Annotated in this window: 21 protein-coding genes and 1 tRNA gene; 13 read left to right on the forward strand and 9 right to left on the reverse strand. The window is 70.1% G+C overall.

All coding sequences use genetic code 11. The annotated features are described in order from the left end of the window. The first annotated feature begins 56 nt into the window (after positions 1–56). Positions 57–431 carry a DUF6344 domain-containing protein gene (locus ACZ51I_RS19755; RefSeq protein ID WP_468877353.1) on the forward strand — a complete coding sequence of 125 codons (375 nt, stop codon included), beginning with the start codon at positions 57–59 and terminating at the stop codon, positions 429–431. A 261-nt stretch (positions 432–692) separates the two neighbouring features. Here the strand turns inward: ACZ51I_RS19755 and ACZ51I_RS19760 are convergent, their stop codons facing one another. Next, positions 693–1,391, reverse strand: a complete 699-nt coding sequence (locus ACZ51I_RS19760) for a DUF5324 family protein (protein WP_468877354.1) — start codon at positions 1,389–1,391, stop codon at positions 693–695. Between the two features lie 173 nt (positions 1,392–1,564). On the opposite strand from ACZ51I_RS19760, the gene ACZ51I_RS19765 reads away from it, so the two are divergent. Both ACZ51I_RS19765 and ACZ51I_RS19770 read left to right on the forward strand, forming a co-directional pair. Next, the gene (locus ACZ51I_RS19765) at positions 1,565–2,092 is read left to right on the forward strand and encodes a peptidylprolyl isomerase (RefSeq protein WP_468878196.1); all 528 of its coding nucleotides are present in this window, start codon (positions 1,565–1,567) and stop codon (positions 2,090–2,092) included. Positions 2,093–2,113: 21 nt separating this feature from the next. Beyond that, the gene (locus ACZ51I_RS19770; RefSeq protein ID WP_468877356.1) at positions 2,114–2,977 is read left to right on the forward strand and encodes a rhomboid family intramembrane serine protease; all 864 of its coding nucleotides are present in this window, start codon (positions 2,114–2,116) and stop codon (positions 2,975–2,977) included. 314 nt (positions 2,978–3,291) lie between these two features. On the opposite strand, the gene crgA is transcribed toward ACZ51I_RS19770, so the two are convergent. Then, a complete protein-coding gene (gene crgA / locus ACZ51I_RS19775) occupies positions 3,292–3,546 on the reverse strand; it encodes a cell division protein CrgA (protein ID WP_056565215.1) in 255 nt (84 codons plus the stop codon). Between the two features lie 140 nt (positions 3,547–3,686). Between crgA and ACZ51I_RS19780 the strand changes: the two genes are divergently transcribed. The 6 genes from ACZ51I_RS19780 to ACZ51I_RS19805 all read left to right on the forward strand — a co-directional run bounded on the left by ACZ51I_RS19780 (position 3,687) and on the right by ACZ51I_RS19805 (position 8,003). Then, on the forward strand, positions 3,687–4,454 hold the full coding sequence (locus ACZ51I_RS19780) for a DUF881 domain-containing protein (RefSeq protein ID WP_468877360.1): 768 nt from the start codon (positions 3,687–3,689) through the stop codon (positions 4,452–4,454). A 15-nt stretch (positions 4,455–4,469) separates the two neighbouring features. Beyond that, positions 4,470–5,141 (forward strand): class E sortase, encoded by a 672-nt coding sequence (locus tag ACZ51I_RS19785; RefSeq protein ID WP_468877362.1) that lies wholly within the window; start codon positions 4,470–4,472, stop codon positions 5,139–5,141. A gap of 64 nt (positions 5,142–5,205) precedes the next feature. Beyond that, a complete protein-coding gene (locus ACZ51I_RS19790) occupies positions 5,206–5,367 on the forward strand; it encodes a hypothetical protein (RefSeq protein WP_015034837.1) in 162 nt (53 codons plus the stop codon). Further along, positions 5,364–6,002: an aminodeoxychorismate/anthranilate synthase component II gene (locus tag ACZ51I_RS19795; RefSeq protein ID WP_468877365.1), complete on the forward strand. Its 639-nt coding sequence runs from the start codon at positions 5,364–5,366 to the stop codon at positions 6,000–6,002. The genes ACZ51I_RS19790 and ACZ51I_RS19795 overlap by 4 nt, the downstream gene beginning before the upstream one ends. Next, positions 5,999–7,288 carry a class E sortase gene (locus tag ACZ51I_RS19800; RefSeq protein WP_468877367.1) on the forward strand — a complete coding sequence of 430 codons (1,290 nt, stop codon included), beginning with the start codon at positions 5,999–6,001 and terminating at the stop codon, positions 7,286–7,288. The genes ACZ51I_RS19795 and ACZ51I_RS19800 overlap by 4 nt, the downstream gene beginning before the upstream one ends. Positions 7,289–7,325: 37 nt before the next feature. After that, on the forward strand, positions 7,326–8,003 hold the full coding sequence (locus tag ACZ51I_RS19805; protein ID WP_468877368.1) for a class E sortase: 678 nt from the start codon (positions 7,326–7,328) through the stop codon (positions 8,001–8,003). A gap of 108 nt (positions 8,004–8,111) precedes the next feature. Here the strand turns inward: ACZ51I_RS19805 and pknB are convergent, their stop codons facing one another. The 6 genes from pknB to ACZ51I_RS19835 form a co-directional block, all read right to left on the reverse strand. Then, positions 8,112–10,127 (reverse strand): Stk1 family PASTA domain-containing Ser/Thr kinase, encoded by a 2,016-nt coding sequence (gene pknB / locus ACZ51I_RS19810; RefSeq protein ID WP_468877370.1) that lies wholly within the window; start codon positions 10,125–10,127, stop codon positions 8,112–8,114. A gap of 156 nt (positions 10,128–10,283) precedes the next feature. Beyond that, complete coding sequence (locus ACZ51I_RS19815) at positions 10,284–11,750, reverse strand: peptidoglycan D,D-transpeptidase FtsI family protein (protein WP_468877372.1); 1,467 nt, start codon at positions 11,748–11,750, stop codon at positions 10,284–10,286. Next, entirely contained in the window at positions 11,747–13,189 is a 1,443-nt protein-coding gene (locus tag ACZ51I_RS19820; protein ID WP_468877374.1) for an FtsW/RodA/SpoVE family cell cycle protein, read from the reverse strand. The genes ACZ51I_RS19815 and ACZ51I_RS19820 overlap by 4 nt, the downstream gene beginning before the upstream one ends. 26 nt (positions 13,190–13,215) lie before the next feature. Then, the gene (locus ACZ51I_RS19825) at positions 13,216–14,709 is read right to left on the reverse strand and encodes a Stp1/IreP family PP2C-type Ser/Thr phosphatase (RefSeq protein ID WP_468877376.1); all 1,494 of its coding nucleotides are present in this window, start codon (positions 14,707–14,709) and stop codon (positions 13,216–13,218) included. A 179-nt stretch (positions 14,710–14,888) separates the two neighbouring features. After that, entirely contained in the window at positions 14,889–15,407 is a 519-nt protein-coding gene (locus ACZ51I_RS19830) for an FHA domain-containing protein FhaB/FipA (protein WP_383785402.1), read from the reverse strand. Between the two features lie 10 nt (positions 15,408–15,417). Beyond that, positions 15,418–16,287 carry an FhaA domain-containing protein gene (locus ACZ51I_RS19835; protein ID WP_468877379.1) on the reverse strand — a complete coding sequence of 290 codons (870 nt, stop codon included), beginning with the start codon at positions 16,285–16,287 and terminating at the stop codon, positions 15,418–15,420. A 652-nt stretch (positions 16,288–16,939) separates the two neighbouring features. On the opposite strand from ACZ51I_RS19835, the gene ACZ51I_RS19840 reads away from it, so the two are divergent. From ACZ51I_RS19840 to ACZ51I_RS19850, 3 genes are all read left to right on the forward strand, one after another. Then, positions 16,940–17,026: transfer RNA gene (locus ACZ51I_RS19840), tRNA-Leu, on the forward strand. 164 nt (positions 17,027–17,190) lie between these two features. Then, complete coding sequence (locus tag ACZ51I_RS19845) at positions 17,191–18,978, forward strand: sensor histidine kinase (protein ID WP_468877382.1); 1,788 nt, start codon at positions 17,191–17,193, stop codon at positions 18,976–18,978. 38 nt (positions 18,979–19,016) lie between these two features. Beyond that, the gene (locus ACZ51I_RS19850; RefSeq protein WP_468877384.1) at positions 19,017–19,676 is read left to right on the forward strand and encodes a response regulator transcription factor; all 660 of its coding nucleotides are present in this window, start codon (positions 19,017–19,019) and stop codon (positions 19,674–19,676) included. A 19-nt stretch (positions 19,677–19,695) separates the two neighbouring features. Here ACZ51I_RS19850 and ACZ51I_RS19855 read toward each other — a convergent pair whose 3' ends face one another. Next, on the reverse strand, positions 19,696–20,157 hold the full coding sequence (locus ACZ51I_RS19855) for a MarR family winged helix-turn-helix transcriptional regulator (RefSeq protein ID WP_468877387.1): 462 nt from the start codon (positions 20,155–20,157) through the stop codon (positions 19,696–19,698). Positions 20,158–20,264: 107 nt separating this feature from the next. Between ACZ51I_RS19855 and ACZ51I_RS19860 the strand changes: the two genes are divergently transcribed. Beyond that, positions 20,265–21,389, forward strand: a complete 1,125-nt coding sequence (locus ACZ51I_RS19860; RefSeq protein ID WP_468877390.1) for an ABC-2 transporter permease — start codon at positions 20,265–20,267, stop codon at positions 21,387–21,389. The last annotated feature ends 159 nt before the right edge of the window (positions 21,390–21,548 follow it).

The following is a 21,548-nucleotide window of genomic DNA, read 5'->3' on the forward strand; positions in this document are numbered from 1 at the left end:
TGTAAAGCGCGCAACCCGAAATGAACCATCCGAGAACGTCACGAAAGTGAGGGGTCATGGCCACCGCCAAGGTCAAGCAGTTCTGGACCGCCTTCATCTCCGTCCTCTTCGCCCTGCTCGCCTCCGCCGGCCTGGCGAACACCGCCGCCGCGGCCGCACAGCCCGCCGTCCAGCAGCCCGAGGAGCCGGCCGCTCCGGCCGCCGCCCGCGCCGCCGCCACCGGGGAGCGCGTGCTCGCGTCCGTACCGTCACAGCGGACGCATCGGTGGCCGCTCGCCGGTGACCGCTCCCTGCCGCCCACCATCAAGCAGCGCATCGCGGCCGAGGCCCACGGTTCCTCCCCCTCCGCGCGGCAGCGCTCGTCGTCGACGGCCGCGGTCGAGAGCGACCCGGTCGCGCTGACCGAGTCGGCGCTCGCCGCCGGGGCGTAGGGCGCGGGGAGACCACGACGCGTACTCCCCGCACTCCCGTTCGCATGACTTGGCAGAAACCAGCACGACCGGGCAGGACCGGTGGACCCGGCCACGCCCCGCAGAATCCGGCAATCCAAGCAGGACCCAGCAGAACTCCAGCGATCCCAGCAGACCCAGCAGGACCTTGGTAGGACCCGGCAGGACCTCAGCAGGACCCAGCAGGACCCAGTACCACCCAGCAACCACCCCCGGCAGGACCCCGGCAGGAGTGGCGGTCGGTCAGCGGCGCTCGTCGCGTTCGGCGGCTTCCGCGGCGGCCGCGGCATCGGCCTCGGTCTCCAGATCCGCGTCGAGGGGAGTCTCCGTGCCGTCGACGGGCGACAGCGAGGATCCCTCGTCCATCTCGGTGGGAGCGGGAGGCTCGACCAGCCAGTCGGGATTGGCCTGCTTGTCCCACCACTTCCAGGCGGCGAACGCGCCGCCGGCCAGTACGCCGAGGACGGCGAGTCCCTTGGCGAGGCGTCCGGCCCTGGCCCGACGCTCGTGCTTCCTCACGATCTTCTGGATTTCCTTCGGCGTCACCTGACCGCGCAGCGCGGCCCAGGCGGCGGTGGAACGCGACCCGGCCTCCTCGAGGACGGGACCGGTCGCGGCGACCGCGCTCTCGACGCGCGGCACGGTGTAGTCGGCCGCCTGACGGGCGGCCCGGCGGGTCTTGACCGCCGCACGTTGTGCGGCCGCGTCGACCCGCGGCGGTACACGCGGTGCGACATACGAGTCGTACTGCGCACGTGCCTGCGCCCGGGCCTGCTCAGCGGCCTTCGAAAGCTTCGGCGCGAGCAGCACCCGCGCCTCGTTCGCGTAGTGCGTTGCCTGGTCCTTGGCCGAGTCGGCGTACGGCGCCACCACTTCCGCGGCGTGCAGCACGCTCTCCTTCGCCGAACCTGTCGCGGCGCGCACGCTGTCCATGCGGGTCACGGGATTCCTCCTCCTCGGTGGCGATGTCGGGTTTTCACCTTTCCATCCTCTTGGGAATCATGCCCGCCGGAGCAAGGTCCGTCATGTGGGGCTGGCATCCGGGGCATGCGAGGATCGGACACGTCAGAGACAGACGTGACATGACGCGACACGACGTGGGACGGAAGGCGACCGTGGCCGAGCAGCTGTACGCGACCCTCAGGACGAGCCTGGGCGACATCGAGGTGCGGCTGATGCCGTTCCACGCCCCGAAGACGGTCCGGAACTTCGTCGAACTCGCCTCCGGCGAGCGTGAGTGGACGCACCCCGCCACCGGCACGGTCTCCTCGGACCCGCTCTACGACGGAACGGTTTTCCACCGGGTCATCAAGGGCTTCATGATCCAGGGCGGGGACCCGCTGGGGAACGGCACGGGCGGACCCGGCTACGAGTTCGCCGACGAGTTCCACCCGGAGCTCTTCTTCGACCGCCCCTACCTGCTGGCGATGGCCAACGCCGGCCCGGGCACCAACGGCTCGCAGTTCTTCGTCACCGTCGGCCCCGCGACCTGGCTGAACCGCAAGCACACCATCTTCGGCGAGGTCGTGGACAAGGAGAGCCGGAAGGTCGTGGACGCGATCGCGGCCACCCCGACCGACCCCCACACCGAGCGTCCGCTCCAGGACGTGGTCCTCGAGTCCGTGGTGATCGAGAAGCGCTGAGGCGGAAGGGACGGGACTCCCATGGACACGCAGCCCGGTCTGCTGCGCTGCTACCGCCACCCGGAGGCCGAGACCGGCATCCGCTGCGCCCGCTGCGAGCGGCCCATCTGCACGGAGTGCATGATCTCCGCGTCCGTCGGCTTCCAGTGCCCCGAGTGCGTACGGCGCGGCTCCGGGACCGGCCACGCCCCCGACGCCAACCGGCCCCGGACGCTGGCCGGCGGCCGGGTGGCCGCGGACCCGCGCCTCGTCACCAAGGTCCTCGTCGCGATCAACCTGGCGCTGTTCATCGCCGTCCAGGTGGTGGGGGACCGGCTCCTCGACGACCTCGCGCTCATCGGCGGCGCCTACCTGCCGAGCGGGGAGCTGGTCGGGGTCGCGGAAGGCGAGTGGTACCGCCTGCTGACCTCCGCCTTCCTCCACCAGGAGATCCCGCACTTCCTCTTCAACATGCTGGGCCTGTGGATGATCGGCGGGATCGTCGAACCCGAGCTGGGGAGGGCCCGGTACACGGCCCTCTGTCTGCTCTCCGGGCTCTCGGGCTCCGCCCTCGCCTATCTGCTCTCCCCGCAGAACCAGTTCTCGCTCGGCGCCTCCGGCGTCGTCTACGGTCTGATCGGCGCGTGGATCGTGCTGGCCCGCCGCCGGCGGCAGGACATGCGGCCGGCGCTCCTGTTCGTGGCGCTGAACCTGCTCATCACGTTCACTCGTCCGGGGATCTCCTGGCAGGCGCACATCGGCGGTCTGGTGGCCGGCGCCCTCGTGACGTACGCGATGCTGCACGCGCCCCGGGCCCGGCGGGACCTCGTGCAGTACGGGGCCTGTGCGCTGGTGCTCCTGGTCGACGTGGGCATCGTGATCGCCCGTTCAACCGCGCTCAACTGAGCACATAGCGCTGTGGAAGAGCTCTTCTGTGAGCTTTCCCCAGAGTTATCCACAGTGCGTGGCCGGTCTCTCCCCCGGCATGGGGAAACACCGCACCCCCCGCCTCTGACCTGGCGCTTCTCCAGGGAGGCGAGGGGTGTCGGGGTGATCCACCAAGGGTGATTCCGGTCATACCGGCGTCAACCTCGGGGCGAGTTATCCACAGATCTTCGTAAGTTATCCAGTGCTGTGCACAACGCTGTGGATAAGCTCGGGGGAAAGCTTGACGAGCGACCGGTGCGAGCGCTAACGCACCCCGGACGCGGCTCCCCCGGCTACTTCCACTGCGTGGAGACGCCGAAGCCGGCCGCGATGAAGCCGAAGCCCACCACGATGTTCCAGTTCCGGATCGACTCGACCGGCATGGAGCCGTCGGTGACGTAGAAGACCACGATCCACACCAGACCGATGGCGAACAGCGCCAGCATCACCGGCGCCACCCAGCTGCGGTTGGTCAGCTTGATATTGGTGGCCTGCTTGGCGGGCGGAGGCGTGAAGTCGGCCTTCTTGCGGATCCGTGACTTCGGCACGAGGGACTCTCCTGTCGATGCGCTGCGTGACCGCGCAGGGAACTGTGGCTGGCGCCGGGATGTGACGAAGGAGGACGACTGCGTCCCCCAGGCGTCCGTTAGCGTAGTGGTTCCGCGGCACCGAAGGGGATCAGGGTACGTTGAGCAATTCCGCCGACACTCCCGAAGGGCCGGGCCGCACCACGAGGTGGCGCCCCGTCCGGGTGCTCACCCTTGCCGTCTTCGCCCTCGCCGGACTGATCTTCGTCACGAGCTTCAACACCGCCAAGGGCACCAACCTGCGCACGGACGCCTCCCTCCTCAGGCTGTCCGACCTGATCGAGGAACGCAGCCACAAGAACGCCGGCCTCGACGAGTCCACCGCCGCGCTCCGCACCCAGGTCGACTCCCTCGCCGCCCGCGACGACGGCTCCACGCGCGCGGAGGACGAGAAACTCGCCGCCCTCGAGGCGAAGGCGGGGACCACCGAGGTCTCCGGCTCCGGCCTCACCGTCACCCTCGACGACGCCCCGCCGAACGCCCAGGCCGCCCCCGGCTACCCCGAACCGCAGGCCAACGACCTGGTCATCCACCAGCAGGACCTCCAGGCCGTCGTCAACGCCCTGTGGCAGGGCGGCGCCGAAGGCATCCGCGTCATGGACCAGCGGCTCATCTCCACCAGCGCCGTGCGCTGCGTCGGCAACACCCTGATCCTCCAGGGCCGCGTCTACTCGCCGCCCTACAAGATCACCGCCGTCGGTGACCAGGGAAAGCTGACAAGGGCCCTGGCCGCCTCCCCCGCCCTCCAGAACTACCAGCTGTACGTCAAGGCCTACGGGCTCGGCTGGAAAGTCGACGAGCACAGGGCGGTGACTCTTCCGGGGTACTCGGGCACAGTGGACCTCCACCACGCGAAGCCGGTGAGCTGACAGCGGGAGGGCGGCTTGCGTCTCGTCGTGAGGACCCTCAGCGAACTGTGCCTCACCGCCGGCACACTCATCGTCCTCTTCGTCGCGTACGTCCTGTACTGGACCGGCGTCCAGGCCGGCAGCGCGAGCGCCGCCCACATCGAAAGCCTCCAGCGCGAGTGGGCCCGCACGCCCGTCGCCCCCGCACCCGCCCCCGCGCGCGTACCGCCGCCGTACGTCACCGGCAAGGGCATCGCCGTCATGTACGTCCCCCGGCTCGGCCGGGACTGGACCTGGCCCGTCCTCCAGGGCACCGCCCCCGACGTCCTGAAACAGGGCCTCGGCCACTACCCCCGCACCGCCGCGCTCGGCGGCACCGGCAACTTCGCCGTCGCCGGCCACCGCCGCACCCACGGCGACCCCTTCAAGGACTTCCCGCGCCTGCGCCCGGGCGACGCGATCGTCCTCACCGACGGCACGACCTGGTTCACGTACCGGATCGACCGAGGCCCGTACCGGACCGTCCCCGGCGACACCGCCGTCGTCGACCCCGTCCCGGGGAAGTCGGGCTTCGACGGACCCGGCCGCTACCTCACCCTCACCACCTGCGACCCCGAGTGGGGCAGCAGCCACCGGCTGATCGTCTGGGCGCACCTCGACGCCACCCGACCGGTGACCGACGGCCGTCCACAGGCTTTGGACAGCTGACCCCCCGCGGCCCCCTCGCCCCGTACTCTGGTCCCCGTAACGAACGGAAGGGGCGGTCGACGTCATGTACGGCTGGATCTGGCGGCATCTGCCGGGCAACGCGTGGGTGCGGGCGCTGATCTCGATCGTGCTGGTCCTCGCGGTCGTCTACGTCCTCTTCCAGTACGTGTTCCCCTGGGCGGAGCCCCTGCTTCCGTTCAACGATGTGACGGTGGACGGCCAGTGAGCGCGCGAATTCTCGTCGTCGACAACTACGACAGCTTCGTCTTCAACCTCGTTCAGTACCTCTACCAGCTCGGCGCCGAGTGCGAAGTCCTCCGCAACGACGAGGTCGAGCTGAGCCACGCCCAGGACGGCTTCGACGGCGTCCTGCTGTCCCCCGGGCCCGGCGCGCCCGAACAGGCCGGGGTCTGCGTCGACATGGTCCGGCACTGCGCCGACACCGGCGTGCCCGTCTTCGGCGTCTGCCTCGGCATGCAGTCGATGGCCGTGGCGTACGGCGGCGTCGTCGACCGCGCGCCCGAGCTGCTGCACGGCAAGACCTCGCTCGTCACGCACGAGGGCCGGGGCGTCTTCGCCGGTCTGCCCTCGCCGTTCACCGCGACCCGCTACCACTCGCTGGCCGCCGAGCCCGCCACCCTGCCGGCCGAGCTCGAGGTCACGGCACGGACCGAGGACGGCATCATCATGGGGCTGCGCCACCGTGAACTGCCCGTCGAGGGCGTGCAGTTCCACCCCGAGTCGGTCCTCACCGAGCACGGGCACCTGATGCTGGCCAACTGGCTGGAGCAGTGCGGCGACAAGGGGGCGGTGGGCCGGTCGGCGGGGCTCGCTCCGGTGGTGGGCAAGGCCGTCGCGTGACGACGGGCTCGCCGTGGTTCCGGCCGACGAACGGCCCGGAGCCCGAGCCGATACCCGGCGAGCCGCAGGGGGCGGCCGAGCCGTACGCGCCTTCCGAGCACCCGTACGGGGCGGCCGAGCCGTATGAGCCTGCCGAGACGTACGCGCCTGGCGAACCGTATGGGACCGGTGAGCCGTACGTACCCGTGGAGCCGTACGTACCCGCCGAGCCGTACCCGGGCGCCGAGCCGTACACGCAGTCCTCGGCCGCGTACCCGCCCTCGGAGCCGTACGCGCCCGCCGACTCCTCCGTACCCGCCGAGCCGTACGCGTACGAGGATCCGCCGGCCCGCGGTGCCGTGCCCCCACAGGGCCTCTACGAGCCCTCCTACGGGGCCTACGAGGCTGAGGAGTCCCCGAGGGTCGCCCGGGGCGAGACGATGCCCCTGCGTGCCCTGGAAGAGGTCTCCGAGCCCGCTCCGGGCCCGGGGCGGGCCGAGCGCCGTCGTGCGGCCAAGGGGGGCCGGGGGAGGAATCGGGGCGGCGCCCCCGCGAACATCGCGCCGTCCGCCGCCGAAGGGCGGCCCCTCTCCCGCGTGGAGGCCCGGCGCGCCGCACGCGCCGCCAAGGACAGCGTCGGCGTCGTCGCCAGCCGGGTCGTCGGGGAACTCTTCATCACCTTCGGCCTCGTCATGCTCCTCTTCGTCACCTACCAGCTGTGGTGGACGAACGTCCGGGCCGGCCAGGAGACCGACCGGGCCAAGGAGCAGATCGAGGACACCTGGGCCCACGGCGGCGACGACACCAAACCCGAGGCCTTCGAGCCCGGCAAGGGCTTCGCCATCATGTACATCCCCAAGCTGGACGTCGTCGTCCCCGTCGCCGAGGGCATCAGCAAGACCGAGGTCCTCGACAAGGGCATGGTCGGCCACTACGGCGAGGGCAAGCTCAAGACGGCCATGCCGGCCGACAAGCAGGGCAACTTCGCGGTGGCGGGCCACCGCAACACCCACGGCGAGCCGTTCCGGTACATCAACCAGCTGAAGCCCGGCGACCCGATCGTCGTCGAGACCCGGAGCGCGTACTACACGTACGAGATGGCGAGCATCCTGCCGCAGACCTCGCCGTCCAACGTCTCGGTGATCGACCCCGTACCGAAGCAGTCCGGCTTCACGGGCCCCGGCCGGTACATCACCCTGACCACCTGCACGCCGGAGTTCACCAGTACGTACCGCATGATCGTGTGGGGCAAGCTGGTCGAGGAACGCCCGCGCAGCAAGGGAAAGCCGGAAGCGCTCGTAGGCTGAGAGCCCACACCTCCGGACGGGACGACGGGACGACCTAGTGGCACGCGCGCGCAACCGGATCGCCGGGATCATCAGCCTTTTCGGCGAACTCCTCATCACGGCGGGCCTGGTACTCGGCCTCTTCGTCGTCTACTCCCTGTGGTGGACCAACGTCCTCGCCGACCGCGCCGCCGACAAGGACGGCGCCCAGGTCCGCGACCAGTGGGCCGACCAGGGCCCCGGGGCGCTCGACACCAAGGACGGCATCGGCTTCCTCCACGTCCCCGCCATGCGGAACGGCGAGGTCCTGGTGAAGCGGGGCACCGGCACCGACGTCCTCAACCACGGCGTCGCCGGCTACTACACCGAACCGGTCAAGTCCGGGCTGCCGCAGGACGAGCGGGGCAACTTCACGCTCGCCGCCCACCGGGACGGGCACGGCGCCAAATTCCACAACATCCACAAGTTGAAGACCGGGGACGCGATCGTCTTCGAGACCAAGGACACCTGGTACGTCTACAAGGTCTACCGGACCCTGCCCGAGACCACGAAGTACAACGTGGACGTCCTCCAGCCCGTCCCGAAGGAATCCGGCAGGTCCAAGCCCGGCCGCTACATCACGCTGACCACCTGCACCCCCATGTACACCTCGGACTACCGCTACATCGTCTGGGGTGAACTGGAGCGCACGGAGAAGGTCGACCGCGACCGCACCCCTCCGGCGGAACTGCGCTGAACCCGGGGGACACCCCGGACGGGAAAGCCCCGGCATCCGTTCTGGATGCCGGGGCTTTCCCATCGGGCGTGCCGGGTGCGGGCGGGCGTGCCGGGTGCGGGCAGGGCGTCAGCCGAAGAAGCCGCCGCCGCCTCCGCCGGGATTGCCGTTGTTGTTGTCCCCGCCGCCTCCGCCCATCGTGAAGACGGTGATCGGCTGGGTCTTGTCGACCATCGTGCCCTCGGGCGGGTTCGTGTTGAGGACCATGGCGTCCTCCTTGTCCGAGCCCGCCTGCGTGACCGTCAGGCCCATGCCCTGGAGCAGGTCACGGACCTCCTTGAACTTCTTGCCGGTCAGGCCCGTGGGGATCTGCACCTGGGTCTGCTGCGGGCCCTTGGAGACCTTCAGGGTGATCTGGACGTCCTTCGGCTGGTTCGAGGGACCCTGCGGAGTCTGGTCGACGACCGTGCCGGCGGGCTGGTCGTTGTCCACCTCCTCCTTGGTCACGTTCGTGAAGCCGATCGCGTTCAGCTGCTGCAGGGCCTGGTTGTAGTCACGGCCCGTCACCTTGGGAAGCTCCGACAGCTGCTTCTTCGCGACGGTGATCGTGACCTCGGTGTTCTGCTCGGCCTTGGTGTTGCCGTCCGGGTTCTGGCGCAGGACCGTGCCGGGGTCCTCCTCGGACTCCTCCTGCTCGACCTTGACCTTGAAGCCCTTGTCCTTGAGGCTCTGCTCGGCCCGCTCCTGGGACTGCTCGACGACGTCCGGGACCTCGATGAGCGGGGCACCCTCGGAGACGTACACCTGGATCGTGCCGTCGACCTCCATCTTCGCGGTGGCGTCCGCGGCCGGGTCCTGGCGGCAGATGGCGTCCTTCGGCTGGTCGCAGCGCTCGGTGCCGGCCTGCTGGACCTTCACCTGGGCGTTCTTCGCGAGATCCTGCGCGCCCTGCATCGTCTGGCCGACCAGCTGCGGCACCGTCACCTGCTGCGGGCCGTCCTTGTCGTCGAAGAGCGAGACACCGATGAAGATCGCGCCGACGAGCACCAGGATGCCCGCCAGGACCAGGAGGATCGTCGAGGTGTTCGACTTCTTCTGGCCACCGCCGCGACGGCGGTCCGGACGGTCGCCATAGCCGTAACCGCCGTCGTCCGGGTTGACCGGCGGCAGCATCGACGTCTGCCCGGCCGGGTCGGCCTGGCGCAGCGCCGTGGTCGGCTGGTCCTCGGGCGGATAGCCGTAGCCCCCGCCGTACGAGGGCGCGCCCCCCATGCCCATCCCCATCGCGGCGGCGGCCGCGACCGGCTGACCGTCGAGGCAGGCCTCGATGTCCGCACGCATCTCGTCGGCGGACTGGTAGCGGTAGTCGGGGTCCTTGACCAGCGCCTTCAGGACGATGGCGTCCATCTCGGGCGTGATCTCGGGGTCGAAGTTGCTCGGCGGCTGCGGCTCCTCGCGGACGTGCTGGTACGCGACCGCGACCGGGGAGTCGCCGATGAACGGGGGACGGACGGTGAGGAGCTCGTAGAGCAGGCAGCCCGTGGAGTACAGGTCGGAGCGGGCGTCGACCTGCTCGCCCTTGGCCTGCTCCGGGGAGAGGTACTGGGCCGTGCCGATCACCGCGGCGGTCTGCGTCATGGTCATGCCCGCGTCGCCCATGGCGCGCGCGATGCCGAAGTCCATGACCTTGACCTGGCCGGTACGCGTCAGCATCACGTTCGCCGGCTTGATGTCACGGTGCACGATGCCGGCGCGGTGCGAGTACTCCAGCGCCTGGAGGATGCCGACCGTCATCTCGAGGGTGCGCTCGGGCAGCAGCTTGCGCCCGGAGTGCAGCAGCTCACGCAGCGTCGACCCGTCGACGTACTCCATCACGATGTACGGGATGGAGACCTGGTCGACGTAGTCCTCGCCGGTGTCGTAGACGGCGACGATCGCCGGGTGGTTGAGCGAGGCGGCGGACTGTGCCTCACGGCGGAACCGGGCCTGGAAGGACGGGTCGCGGGCCAGGTCGGCCCGCAGCGTCTTCACGGCGACGGTGCGGCCGAGCCGGGTGTCCTGGGCGAGGTACACCTCGGCCATGCCACCACGGCCGAGCACCGGGCCCAGCTCGTACCGGCCGCCGAGGCGACGCGGCTCTTCCATAGCTAATCCAGCCCTCTCCGTCTGTCCCGACCGCACCCATGGGTGGTCCGGCGGTGTGTGCTGTTCGCGCATACGCTACCGGCCCCGGGAAGGCGTTCCGCCCGGGGCCGGTAGCTGATACCTGACCGGTACCTGGCTCGTACGGGGGCCTGGGGGTCAGCCCCGGGTCTTGATGACCGCCTTCATCACGGCCTTGGCGATCGGGGCGGCGAGACCGCCACCGGTGATGTCCTCACGGTCGGTGCCCTCCGAGTCCTCGACGACCACGGCGACCGCGACCGGGGAGCCCTCGGAGGTCTTCGCGTACGAGATGAACCAGGCGTAGGGACGCTTGGCGTTCTTCTCGCCGTGCTGGGCCGTACCCGTCTTGCCGCCGACCTTCACGCCGTCCATGTTCAGGTCGGCGTTGCCGCCGGTGCCCTTCGTGACGACGCTCTCCATCATCTGCTGGAGCTTCTGGGCGGTCTCCGGCGAGACCGGGCGGCTCATCTCCTCCGGCTCGTTCTGCTTGATGATGTCGAGGTTCGGCGCCCGCAGCTGGTCGATCATGTACGGCTTCATCAGCTTGCCGTCATTGGCGATCGCCGCCGTGACCATCGCCATCTGCAGCGGGGTGGTCGCGGTGTTGAACTGGCCGATCGACGAGAGCGCGTTGCCACCGCGGTCGGCGTTCTTGTCGAACACGGAGGCCGAGGAGCGCACCGGGGTGAACTGCTCGGCGTTGAAGCCGAACTTCTCCGCCATCTCGACCATCTTGTCGCGGCCGACGTCGTCGCCGAGCTTCGCGAAGACCGAGTTGCAGGAGATCTCGAGGGCATGGATCAGGCTGGCGTTGGCACAGCCGTGGGCGTGGTTGACCATCTCCCGGTTGGACAGCGGGATCTTCCAGCCCTCGGGCGTCTGGGTCGCCGCGTTGATGTCGGTGACCTTGCCGTTCTCCAGGGCGGCGGCGGCGGTGACGACCTTGAAGACGGAGCCGGGCGGGTAGATCTCGCGGAGCGCGCGGTTCTGCTTCGGCTTGTTCTTGTCCTTCTCCAACGCGACCCAGGCCTTCTCGTCCTTGCCGGAGTAGCCGGCGAAGGAGGACGGGTCGTACGAGGGCGTGGACGCCAGCGCCAGGATCTTGCCGGTCTTCGGCTCGATGGCGACGACGGCGCCGATCTTGTCGCCCAGCCCCTCGTAGGCGGCCTTCTGCGCGGCGCCGCTGAGGGTGGTGACGACGTCGCCGCCCTTCTTCTTCTCCCCGGTGAACATGGCGAGGGTGCGGTCGAAGAAGAGCCGGTCGTCGTTGCCGGTGAGGATGCCGTCCTCGATCTTCTCGATCTGGTTGGCGTCGTACGCCTGCGAGGCGTAGCCGGTGACCGGGGCCCACATGGGGCCGTCGATGTAGGTGCGCTTGAACTTGTAGAACTTGTCGCCCGAGTCGACGGAGCCCGTGACGGGCTTGCCGTCGACGATGATGTTGCCGCGCTCGTTCGAGTACCGCTCGATCTGGACGCGCCGGTTCTTGGGGTGCGCGTTCAGTTCGTCGGCGCGGACGAGCTGGAGCCAGTTGTCCCGCAGGAGCAGGGCGAGGACCAGCAGGCCGCAGAAGATCGCGACCCGCCGCAGCGGCTTGTTCACGGGCGGACCACCTGGGTCATCTCGGCGTCGGGGGACGGGGCGGGCGCGGGCGCGGGACGGCGCGCGGTGTCGCTGATCCGGATGAGGATGCCGATCAGGGCCCAGTTGGCGATCACGGAGGAACCGCCGTACGCGAGGAACGGCATCGTCATACCGGTGAGCGGGATGAGGCCCATCACACCGCCGGCGACGACGAAGACCTGCAGCGCGAACGCGCCGGACAGACCCATCGCGAGCAGCTTGCCGAAGGGGTCACGGGCGGCGAGGGAGGTACGGACGCCGCGCTCGATGATCAGGCCGTAGAAGAGCAGGAAGACCATCACACCGGTCAGGCCGAGCTCCTCGCCGACCGTGGCGAAGATGAAGTCGGAGTTCGCGGCGAACTGGACGAGGTCCGAGTTGCCCTGACCGAGACCGGTGCCGAGGATGCCGCCGGAACCGAAGGACATCAGCACCTGCGTCATCTGATCGCAGGCGTACGCCATGTTGCTGCCGGCAGGCGCCGTCTTGAGGCACTCGAACGGGTCGAGCCAGGCCTGGACGCGCGACTGCACGTGGCTCGCCGTCGAGCCCACGACCACGGCACCCGCGGAGGACATCAGCAGACCCATGACGACCCAGCTGGTCCGCTCCGTCGCGACGTACAGCATGATCACGAACAGGCCGAAGAACAGCAGCGACGTACCGAGGTCGTTCTCGAAGACCAGGATGAGGAGGCTGATCGCCCAGATCGTCAGAATGGGGCCGAGGTCACGCCCGCGGGGCAGGTAGAGCCCCATGAACCGGCGGCTCGCCAGGGCCAGGGCGTCTCGCTTCACCATCAGGTAGCCGGAGAAGAACACGGCCAGGACCAGCTTGGCGAACTCACCGGGCTGGATGGAGAAGCCGCCGACGCGGATCCAGATCTTGGCGCCGAAGACGTCCGCCCCGAGACCCGGCACGAGCGGGAGCAGCAGCAGGACGAGCGCCACCACCATGGAGATGTACGTGTAGCGCTGGAGGACGCGGTGGTCCTTGAGCAGCAGCAGCACGCCCACGAACATGGCGATGCCGATCGCGGAGTACATCATCTGGTTCGGCGCGGACGGGCTGAACGCGCCGTAAGTGCGCTTCGCCAGCGAGATCAGCCGCGGTGACTGGTCCAGACGCCAGATCAGTACCAGGCCCATGCCGTTGAGCAGGGTCGCCAGGGGCAGCAGCAGCGGGTCCGCGTACGGGGCCCACTTCCGCACCACCAGGTGCGCGACGCCCGCGAGGAGGGTCAGGCCGAGTCCGTACCCGAGCATTCCGGCCGGGACCTTGCCGTCGATGGCCAGGCCGACGTTGAGGTACGCGAACACCGGGATGACGACGGCGAACGCGAGCAGCGCCAGCTCGGTGTTGCGGCGGCTCGGCGCCTCGATCGCGCCGATGGTGGTCGTGTTGGTGACAACGCTCATGGTGGTGAAAGGCCCCCTACGGGTGCTTACTGCTTGCCGCAGTTCGAGGCCAGCTTCTGCTCCTCCGCGGTGAGGGTGGGACCCGGGGACGGAGCGGCTGTGGTGGGCTTGGGGTCAGGGGTGGCGGCGTCGCCGGGCTTCTGCGTGGCCGGTGGCTTGCTCGCCTGGTCGGCGGCCTTCTCGGCGGCGGCGTGACGCTGCTCGGCCTTCTTGCAGGCCGAGGCCTGCACGGCCAGCTCGGTGATCTTCGTCTGGGCCTTGGCGAGGCTGCCGCCCGCGATCGTGTCCTCGACCTGCTTCCGCTGGTAGGCGGGGAGGTACTTGAGTTCGATCTCGGGGTGGTCCTTCTCGACCTTCGAGAGCGACACCCACGCCAGGTCCTGGCTGATGCCCTGGTACAGCGCGACGTGCTGGTCCTTGGCTCCCACGAAGTACTGCGTCTGCGTCCAGCGCCAGCCGCCGTACAGGCCGCCGCCGATGACGGCGAGGGCGAGGAGGAGGAAGAAGGAGCGCTTGAGCCACTTGCGTCCGGTGCGCGGCTTGACGAAGTCGTCATCCGTGTACGAGTCGAAGGAGCCCTGCGGGGGCATGCCGCCGTAGCCGTGGTCGTCGCCGCTGCCGGGCGGGCCGAAGCCGCCGGCGGGCGGCTGCTGGTGCGACGCGGCGCGGCCGAGGCCCGAGGCGCGGCCGGCCGGGGTCTGCATCGCTCCGCCGTCGTTCAGCTGCGCCTGGTTCTCGGCGACGGCGCCGACGATGACCGGGATGTCGCTGAGGTGACCGGCGAGGGTGTCGCCGCCGTCGACGTCGAGGACGTCGGCGACGATCACCGTGATGTTGTCGGGGCCGCCGCCGCGCAGCGCGAGCTGGATCAGCTCCTGCACGGTCTCCTGCGGGCCCTGGTAGCTGGCGAGGGTGTCTTCGAGGGTCTGGTGCGAGACCACCCCGGACAGGCCGTCGGAGCAGATCAGGTAGCGGTCGCCGGCGCGGACCTCACGGATCGAGAGGTCGGGTTCGACGTGGTCACCGCTGCCGAGCGCGCGCATGAGGAGCGAGCGCTGCGGGTGGGTGGTGGCCTCTTCCTCGGTGATCCGGCCCTCGTCGACGAGGCGCTGGACCCACGTGTGGTCCTGGGTGATCTGCGTGAGGACGCCGTCGCGCAGCAGATACGCGCGGGAGTCCCCGACGTGCACGAGGCCGAGCCGCGCTCCGGTCCACAGGAGGGCGGTGAGCGTGGTGCCCATGCCCTCCAGCTGCGGGTCCTCCTCGACCATCATCCGCAGCTGGTCGTTGGCGCGCTGCACCGCCGTACCGAGCGAGGTGAGGATGTCGGAGCCGGGGACGTCGTCGTCGAGCGTGACGAGCGTGGAGATCACCTCGGAGGAGGCGACCTCACCGGCGGCCTGGCCGCCCATGCCGTCGGCGATGGCGAGCAGCCGCGGACCGGCGTAACCCGAGTCCTCGTTGCCCTCGCGGATCATGCCCTTGTGCGAGCCCGCGGCGAATCGCAGGGACAGAGTCATGCGCACCTGCCCTGTCGACGCCGCATCGGGGTACGGCCGGTCTCGACCCACACTGCCCACCCTCCGGTCGCTCCGGTCACGCCGGTCGCTTCGGTCGCTCCGGTCGGGAGCGCGGCACGTCCCGTGGCGGGGACCGTCCCGGCTCGCTCGCTCCGCTCGCGCTCACTCATGATGTAGCACTACTTCCGCAGCTCGATGACGGTCTTGCCGATGCGGATCGGCGCGCCCAGCGGAATCGGTGTGGCGGTGGTGAGGCGGGTCCGGTCGAGATAGGTGCCGTTCGTGGACCCGAGGTCCTCGACGATCCACTGGCCGTCCCGGTCCGGGTAGATCCTGGCGTGACGGCTGGACGCGTAGTCGTCGTCGAGCACGATCGTCGAGTCGTGCGCCCGGCCCAGCGTGATCGTCTGGCCCTGGAGGGCGACGGTCGTGCCGGTGAGGGTGCCCTCGGACACGACCAGCTTGGTCGGGGCGCCACGGCGCTGGCGGCCACCCGTGTTCTGCTGGCCGCGCTGCTGCGGAGGCGCGGCGGCCTGGCGCGCGTTCTGCTGGGGTCGCGCCTCCTGGCGCCGCGAACCGCGCTGGGTGACCCGCGTACCGAACAGGTCGCTGCGAATGACCTGGACGGCCACGATGACGAACAGCCACAGAACGGCCAGGAAACCCAACCGCATGACCGTCAGGGTCAGCTCTGACATTGCCCCCGCTTCACCCTTCGGCTTGCCGGTAAACGATGGTGGTGCTGCCCACGACGATCCGCGAGCCGTCGCGGAGCGTAGCGCGGGTGGTGTGCTGCCCGTCCACCACGATGCCGTTGGTGGATCCAAGATCCTGGATCGTCGAGGGCGTTCCGGTCCGGATCTCGCAGTGCCGGCGGGAGACGCCGGGATCGTCGATCCTCACGTCCGCGTCGGTGCTGCGGCCGAGGACCAGGGTCGGGCGGGAGATCTGATGGCGGTTGCCGTTGATCTCGATCCAGCGGCGCACCTGGGTGCCCGCTCCGCCGTGGGTGGCGGGGCCGGGCATGGATCCGGGACCGCCCGCCGGGCGTCCGGCGGGCGCCGTCGGCCGGTGGCCGGGCGCGCCGGGAGGCGGGGAGGCGGGCATGGGCGGAGCGCCGGCCGGGGGGTACCCGTAGCCGCCGCGGCCCTGCTGCTGGTGGTGCGGCTGCGGCCCCGCGGAGGGGGGCTGCGGCTGTGACGTACTCGACGCCAGCGTGCGGCTGCGGACGCGGTACAGGCCGGTGTCGAGATCCTCGGCCTTCTCCAGGTGGACCTTGATCGGGCCCATGAAGGTGTACCGCTGCTGCTTCGCGTAGTCCCTGACCAGGCCGGCGAGCTCGTCGCCGAGCTGGCCCGAGTACGGGCTGAGGCGCTCGTAGTCCGGCGTGCTCAGCTCCACGATGAAGTCGTTGGGGACGACGGTCCGCTCGCGGTTCCAGATCGTCGCGTTGTTGTCGCACTCGCGCTGGAGGGCGCCTGCGATCTCGACGGGCTGGACCTCGGACTTGAAGACCTTGGCGAAGGTGCCGTTGACCAGACCTTCGAGACGCTGCTCGAAACGCTTCAGGACTCCCATGGGGCACCTCCTCCGTCGTTGTCGCCCTGGTACTGCTTACTGATCGTATCCACGCGTCGGGAAATCGGCTGGTTCCCCTTCTCTGCCCTGTGGACGAGTGTCACCTCTCACAGGCTTTCCCCACGGATCGTAGAGGTGGCCTGTGGACAGTGTCCCGCACCCGGCTGTGGGAGCGGAGGCTCGGGCCGGGGTTCCGGGGCGGTCCGTCCCCTTCCGCCCTCCTTCTCCCCTCTCCCTCCCCCTTCCTTCCGGCTTCTCTCCGTCTTCCCTGGGCCCTCCCAGAGTCTTCCCTGGGTCTTCCCTGGGGCTTCCCTGAGTCTTGCCTGGGTCTTGCCTCGGTCCTCCCTGGGTCTTGCCTGGGTCTTGCCTCGGTTCTCCGCGCGTCCTCCTCCGGACTCGCTTCCGCCTTCCGGGCTCCGTCCGTCCGTCCGTCCCTGTCCCCTGGATCTGGCCGCCTGCCGGCCGCCTCTCGCCCCTGCCTCCCGTCGATTCCTCTCCTCTCGCGGCTTCCTCACTCCTTCCCTCCCCTGTCCTTGTTCTCCGGGAGCGGGAGCGAAACAACGGGTGTGAATCCACGGTCTGCGACGTGCTAATCTTCAGATGTCGCCAGGCGCTCCCACTGAGAAGTGAGAGGGCAGGGAGATCACCCAATGCGCGGGTGGCGGAATAGGCAGACGCGCTGGATTCAGGTTCCAGTGCCCGAAAGGGCGTGGGGGTTCAACTCCCCCCTCGCGCACCAGACGGAAGCCCCGTAGGTCATCGACCTACGGGGCTTCCGCGTATGTCGGCACGAGTGTGAGCCTTCCCACGTCGGGTGCACTGGGCGAGGTCGCGACTTTTGTCGTCGGACGGCGAGACGAAAGAGAGACGCCCGGCGTGCCGGGCGCTGCCTAGGGTTCGAGCGTGGACGCAACGTCGAAGTCGGGGAGCTGGACCGCGCGGGAGATCGGGGCCGGGGTCGCCGCCTGGTGGAACTGGTACGTGCTGCCGGGACAGTGGTCGCCGCGCAGGATCACGGGTGAGGTCGCCCTCGCCGGAGTCGTCGCGGTGCTGGCCGCGGGGACCGAGGAACTCATGGGCGGCGCGGGATGGCGGCTGGCCGCGGTCGCCGTCGGCGCGGCCGTCCTGTCGCTGCTGCGGCGCGGCCTTCCCGCGACCGCGCTCGTCCTGACGGCCGGGCTCACGCCCTTCCTGCCCGGCCTCGAACCCCTGCTCATCGTGCTCGGCTGGTCGGCCGGCCGGTACGTCGTCGACGTCGGAAGGGCACTGGCGGCGTTCATCGCCGCCTTCGTCCTGAACATCGGCGGGACGCTCCTGGACACCTGGGACCAGCAGCGGCTGCTCCACGTCGCTCTCATGGCGACCCTCTACTACCTGGGCACCACCCTGGCCCCCGGCCTCGCCCACCGCTACTGGGCCCAGCGGCGGACCCTGCTGCACGCGCTTCAGGAGCGCAACGCGCAGCTGCTGCGCCAGCGGAGCATGGTGGTCTGGCAGGCCCGGCTGCGCGAGCGGCAGCGGATCGCCCAGGACATGCACGACAGCCTCGGGCACCAGCTCGCCCTGATCGCCGTGCACACGGGCGCGCTCGAAGTGGACCGGGACCTGAGCGAGCGGCAGCGCGAGGTGGTCGGCGTCCTGCGGAACGCCTCGGTGACCGCCATGCACGAGCTGCGCGAAGTCGTCGGGATACTCCGCGACGGGGTCGCGGCGGAAGCCGGGACGGTGACGGGGCCTGTGCCGGCCGGGGACGAGACGGGGCGGGCCGCGCGCGGAATCGCCGGCATCGAGGGGCTCGTGGCCGCGGCCCGGGCGGCGGGCACCTCGATCGGACTGCGGCGGCTGGGAGAGGAAAGACCCCTGGAGCCGGCCGCCGACCACGCCGCGTACCGCATCGTGCAGGAGGCCCTGACCAACGCCTACAAGTACGCGCCGGGGGCGCCGATCGGCGTCGAGCTGCGGTACGAGCCGGACACCTTCGTCGTGGAGGTCGTCAACGGGGAGCCGGCGGACGGGCCGGTCAAGGACGTGGTGAGCGGCAGGCAGGGGCTGGCCGGGCTCGTCGAGCGGGCCCGGCTGGTGGGCGGCATCTGTCACGCCGGTCCGGCCGACGGCGGGGGTTTCCGGGTGGCCGGGATGCTGCCGTACGGGGCGGCGCCCGTCGCCGAGGCAGCACCTTTGGTCGATGCGGCCGACGACTTCCGGCAGCAGACCACGAAGCCGCTGGCGGGCGATGGTCGTCCGGTCGAGGTCGGACCGGCCGACTGGACGTTCACGGAGCGGGAGCTGGCCATGGCGGTGCGCGGGGGCAAGAGCAGGAGCACGGGCGGAGCGGTCGCGCTGGGCTGCGGGATAGCGTTCGCGGCCCTCGTCCTGCTCGTGGTCGCGGCGGGTTTCGCCCTCTACTTCCTGATGGGCTCGCTGAAGGAGGGCATGATCGACCCCGTCCAGTACGAGGCGGTGAAGGTCGGGATGACCGAGAAGGAGGTCCGCCACCAGCTGCCCTCCGGCGACACCATAGCCACGGCGGGACTGAACGGCACGGGACCCGAGCGGCCGGCGGGATCCAGCTGCCTGGTGCTGATGTCCTCGGAGACCGGCGAGACCTTCGAAGAGGAGCCCGTTTTCCGGTTCTGTTTCAAGGACGGCAAGCTGATCGAGAAGAAGTCGTACGTGGTCGAGCAGCGGTAACGCTGGGCCGCCCGTACCGGAGGCGTGGGGGAGAAGCTGTGGCAGGGCAGCCCATCAGGGTCGTGATCGCCGACGACGAGCCTCTGATCAGAGCCGGGATCCGGATGATCCTCATCTCCGACCCGGAGATCGAGGTCGTCGGCGAGGCGGCGGACGGGCGGGCCGCCGTCGAGGCCGCACGGGCGCACGCGGCCGACGTGGTGCTGCTCGACATCCAGATGCCGGTGCTCGACGGCCTTTCGGCCCTGCCGGAGCTGCGCCGGGCGGCACCCACGGCCCGGGTGATCGTCCTGACCACCTTCGGGGAGCGGGAGAACGTGCTGCGGGCCCTGGAGCACGGCGGTGCCGGGTTCCTGCTCAAGGACACGGCGCCCGCAGAGCTGATCCGTGCGGTGCGGGCGGCCGCGGCGGGGGACGCCTATCTGTCCCCGGCGGCGACCCGACACGTGGTGGAGCGGCTGGCCTCCGGCCGGGAGGCGGCGCGCGCCGAGCAGGCACGGGCGCGTGTGGCAGCGCTCACCGAGAAGGAGCGGGGCGTGCTCGCGCTGCTCGGCGAAGGGCTCTCCAACGCGGACGCGGGGAAGCGGCTGCACATGAGCGAGGCCACAGTGAAGACGTACGTCAGTCGGATCCTGTCCAAACTGGCCTGCGAGAACCGGGTACAGGCTGCCCTGCTCGCGCGGGACGCCGGGCTGTAGGAGCCCGGGGGGCTTCAGCTCAAGGGGCGCCGGAGGCAGGGCTCGTGGGCGCGGCGTTGTAGCGCAGCAGGTACGCGGCGAAGCGGGCGAGGTCCTCGGCCGGCCAGTCCTCCAGGCGCTCCTGGAAGGCGGCCATGCGGCTCGTCTGGGCCGCGGCGAGAACCTTCGTACCGGCCTCGGTGGGATGCAGCACATGCACCCGGTGGTCCTCGGAGGCCGGGCGTCGCTCGACGAAGCCGAGCTTCTCCAGGCCGGCGACCTGGCGGCTCACCGTCGACTTGTCCAGGAGGTAGTGGGCCGCGAGGTCGGTGGCACGGCAGCCGCGCTGCTCCTCGATATGGGCGAGGAGCGTGTACGAGACGAGCGGGAGCTCGGGGTGGACCCGGGCGGCCGCCGCGCGTGCCCGGCGGGCGAAGGCCGTCAGCTCGCGCTGGATGACGTCCACGGACGCCTCACGGGGTGGCTGTGCGCCGCCGGTCATCGTGCGCTCCCTGCTGTGGGGGTGAGGTGGTCCGTTCAGGTGCTGGGTCGCCCTTCGCGGCCTTTCGGTTGTATAGTACAACGGTTCTTTAGTTGTAAAAGCCAACCATGGAGGTCTCGGTGTCCGCAGGACCGAACACCAGCGGTGCGTTGCGACATGTCCTCGGACATCTGCTCACCCCCCTGTTGATGTGCGTCGGCATGGGACTCGCCTACCTCGGCGCCTTCCACGCACCCGAACCCCACGACCTGCGCGTCGACATCGTCGGCTCCGGCCCCACCACGCAGGTCCTCGCCCAGACGCTGCAGAACAAGGGCGCCGGCGCCCTCGACGTCCGTACCGTCGCCGACCGGGACACGGCCGCCTCCGCACTGCGCGAGCAGCGAAGCTTCGGCGCCTACATACCCGGCGAGAAGCCCGAACTCCTCGTCGCCTCGGGCTCCTCCGACACCAGCGCCATGGCGGTCGAGAAGGTGTTCACCAAGGTCGCCGCCGCCCAGGACGCGCCACTCAAGGTCACCGACATCGCCCCCACCGCCTCCGGCGACCCCACCGGCCAGGGCGTCTTCTTCCTGCTCGTCGCCCTCAGCATCGGCGCCTACGCCTCGGTCGCCGTCATCGGCGGAGCAGGAGCCGTCCTGCCCATGCGGATCAGGGCCCTTCTCGCCGCCGGGATGTCGCTCGCCGTCAGCCTGATCGGCACCCTCTTCGCCGGGCCGGTCTTCCACCTGGTCGACCACGGGCTCGGCGGTGTGTGGGCGATGTCCTGGCTGTACGCGGCGGGCATCCTGGCCGTCGGCGTCGGCCTGCACACCTTCCTGCGCCGCTGGACCACGCTCGGCGTGATGGTGCTCTTCGTCATGCTCAACTTCACGAGCTCCGGCGGTATCTACCGGCCCGAGCTCCAGCCCGGCTTCTTTGGCGCGCTGCACGCCTTCTGGAACGGCGCGGGCTTCGTCGAGGGCGTGCGCGGCCACGTCTACTTCGACGGCCACGGGCTCGGCGGGAACGTCCTCGTCCTCGCCCTCTGGTTCCTCGCCGGCGCCGCGCTCGTCGTCCTCGCCGGGATCACGGAGGCGCGGCGGCGTCGGGCCTCGGCGGAGGGTGCCGGTGCTGGTGCCGAGGTCGGTGCGGGTGCCGGGGTTGGTGTTCCTGGTGAGGCGCGGGGCCGGGGGACGTCCGAGGTGGAGGCTGAGGCCGAGGAGGAGATGGAGGAGGCCGTCGCGGTGTGAGGGACGGCCTGTGACGGATGGGCTGGTGGAAGGGCTGAGGGCTGGGCCTGAGGGCCCGCCTGGGGTGGAGGCCGGGAGTTGTCCACAGGGTCGTGGATGCGTTGTCCACAGGGGGAGACGGCCGATCGGGAACGGCGGTACGGTCGGGGCCGGATGATG

The organism is Streptomyces sp. NPDC034084, from assembly GCF_055575535.1.

Coding starts and splice junctions, on each gene's coding strand:
- pknB (WP_468877370.1), bottom strand. CDS start 10,127: ATGGAAGAGCCGCGTCGCCTCGGCGGCCGGTACGAGCTGGGCCCGGTG.
- ACZ51I_RS19755 (WP_468877353.1), top strand. CDS start 57: ATGGCCACCGCCAAGGTCAAGCAGTTCTGGACCGCCTTCATCTCCGTC.
- ACZ51I_RS19825 (WP_468877376.1), bottom strand. CDS start 14,709: ATGACTCTGTCCCTGCGATTCGCCGCGGGCTCGCACAAGGGCATGATC.
- ACZ51I_RS19820 (WP_468877374.1), bottom strand. CDS start 13,189: ATGAGCGTTGTCACCAACACGACCACCATCGGCGCGATCGAGGCGCCG.
- ACZ51I_RS19835 (WP_468877379.1), bottom strand. CDS start 16,287: ATGGGAGTCCTGAAGCGTTTCGAGCAGCGTCTCGAAGGTCTGGTCAAC.
- ACZ51I_RS19830 (WP_383785402.1), bottom strand. CDS start 15,407: ATGTCAGAGCTGACCCTGACGGTCATGCGGTTGGGTTTCCTGGCCGTT.
- ACZ51I_RS19855 (WP_468877387.1), bottom strand. CDS start 20,157: ATGACCGGCGGCGCACAGCCACCCCGTGAGGCGTCCGTGGACGTCATC.
- ACZ51I_RS19860 (WP_468877390.1), top strand. CDS start 20,265: ATGGAGGTCTCGGTGTCCGCAGGACCGAACACCAGCGGTGCGTTGCGA.
- ACZ51I_RS19790 (WP_015034837.1), top strand. CDS start 5,206: ATGTACGGCTGGATCTGGCGGCATCTGCCGGGCAACGCGTGGGTGCGG.
- ACZ51I_RS19770 (WP_468877356.1), top strand. CDS start 2,114: ATGGACACGCAGCCCGGTCTGCTGCGCTGCTACCGCCACCCGGAGGCC.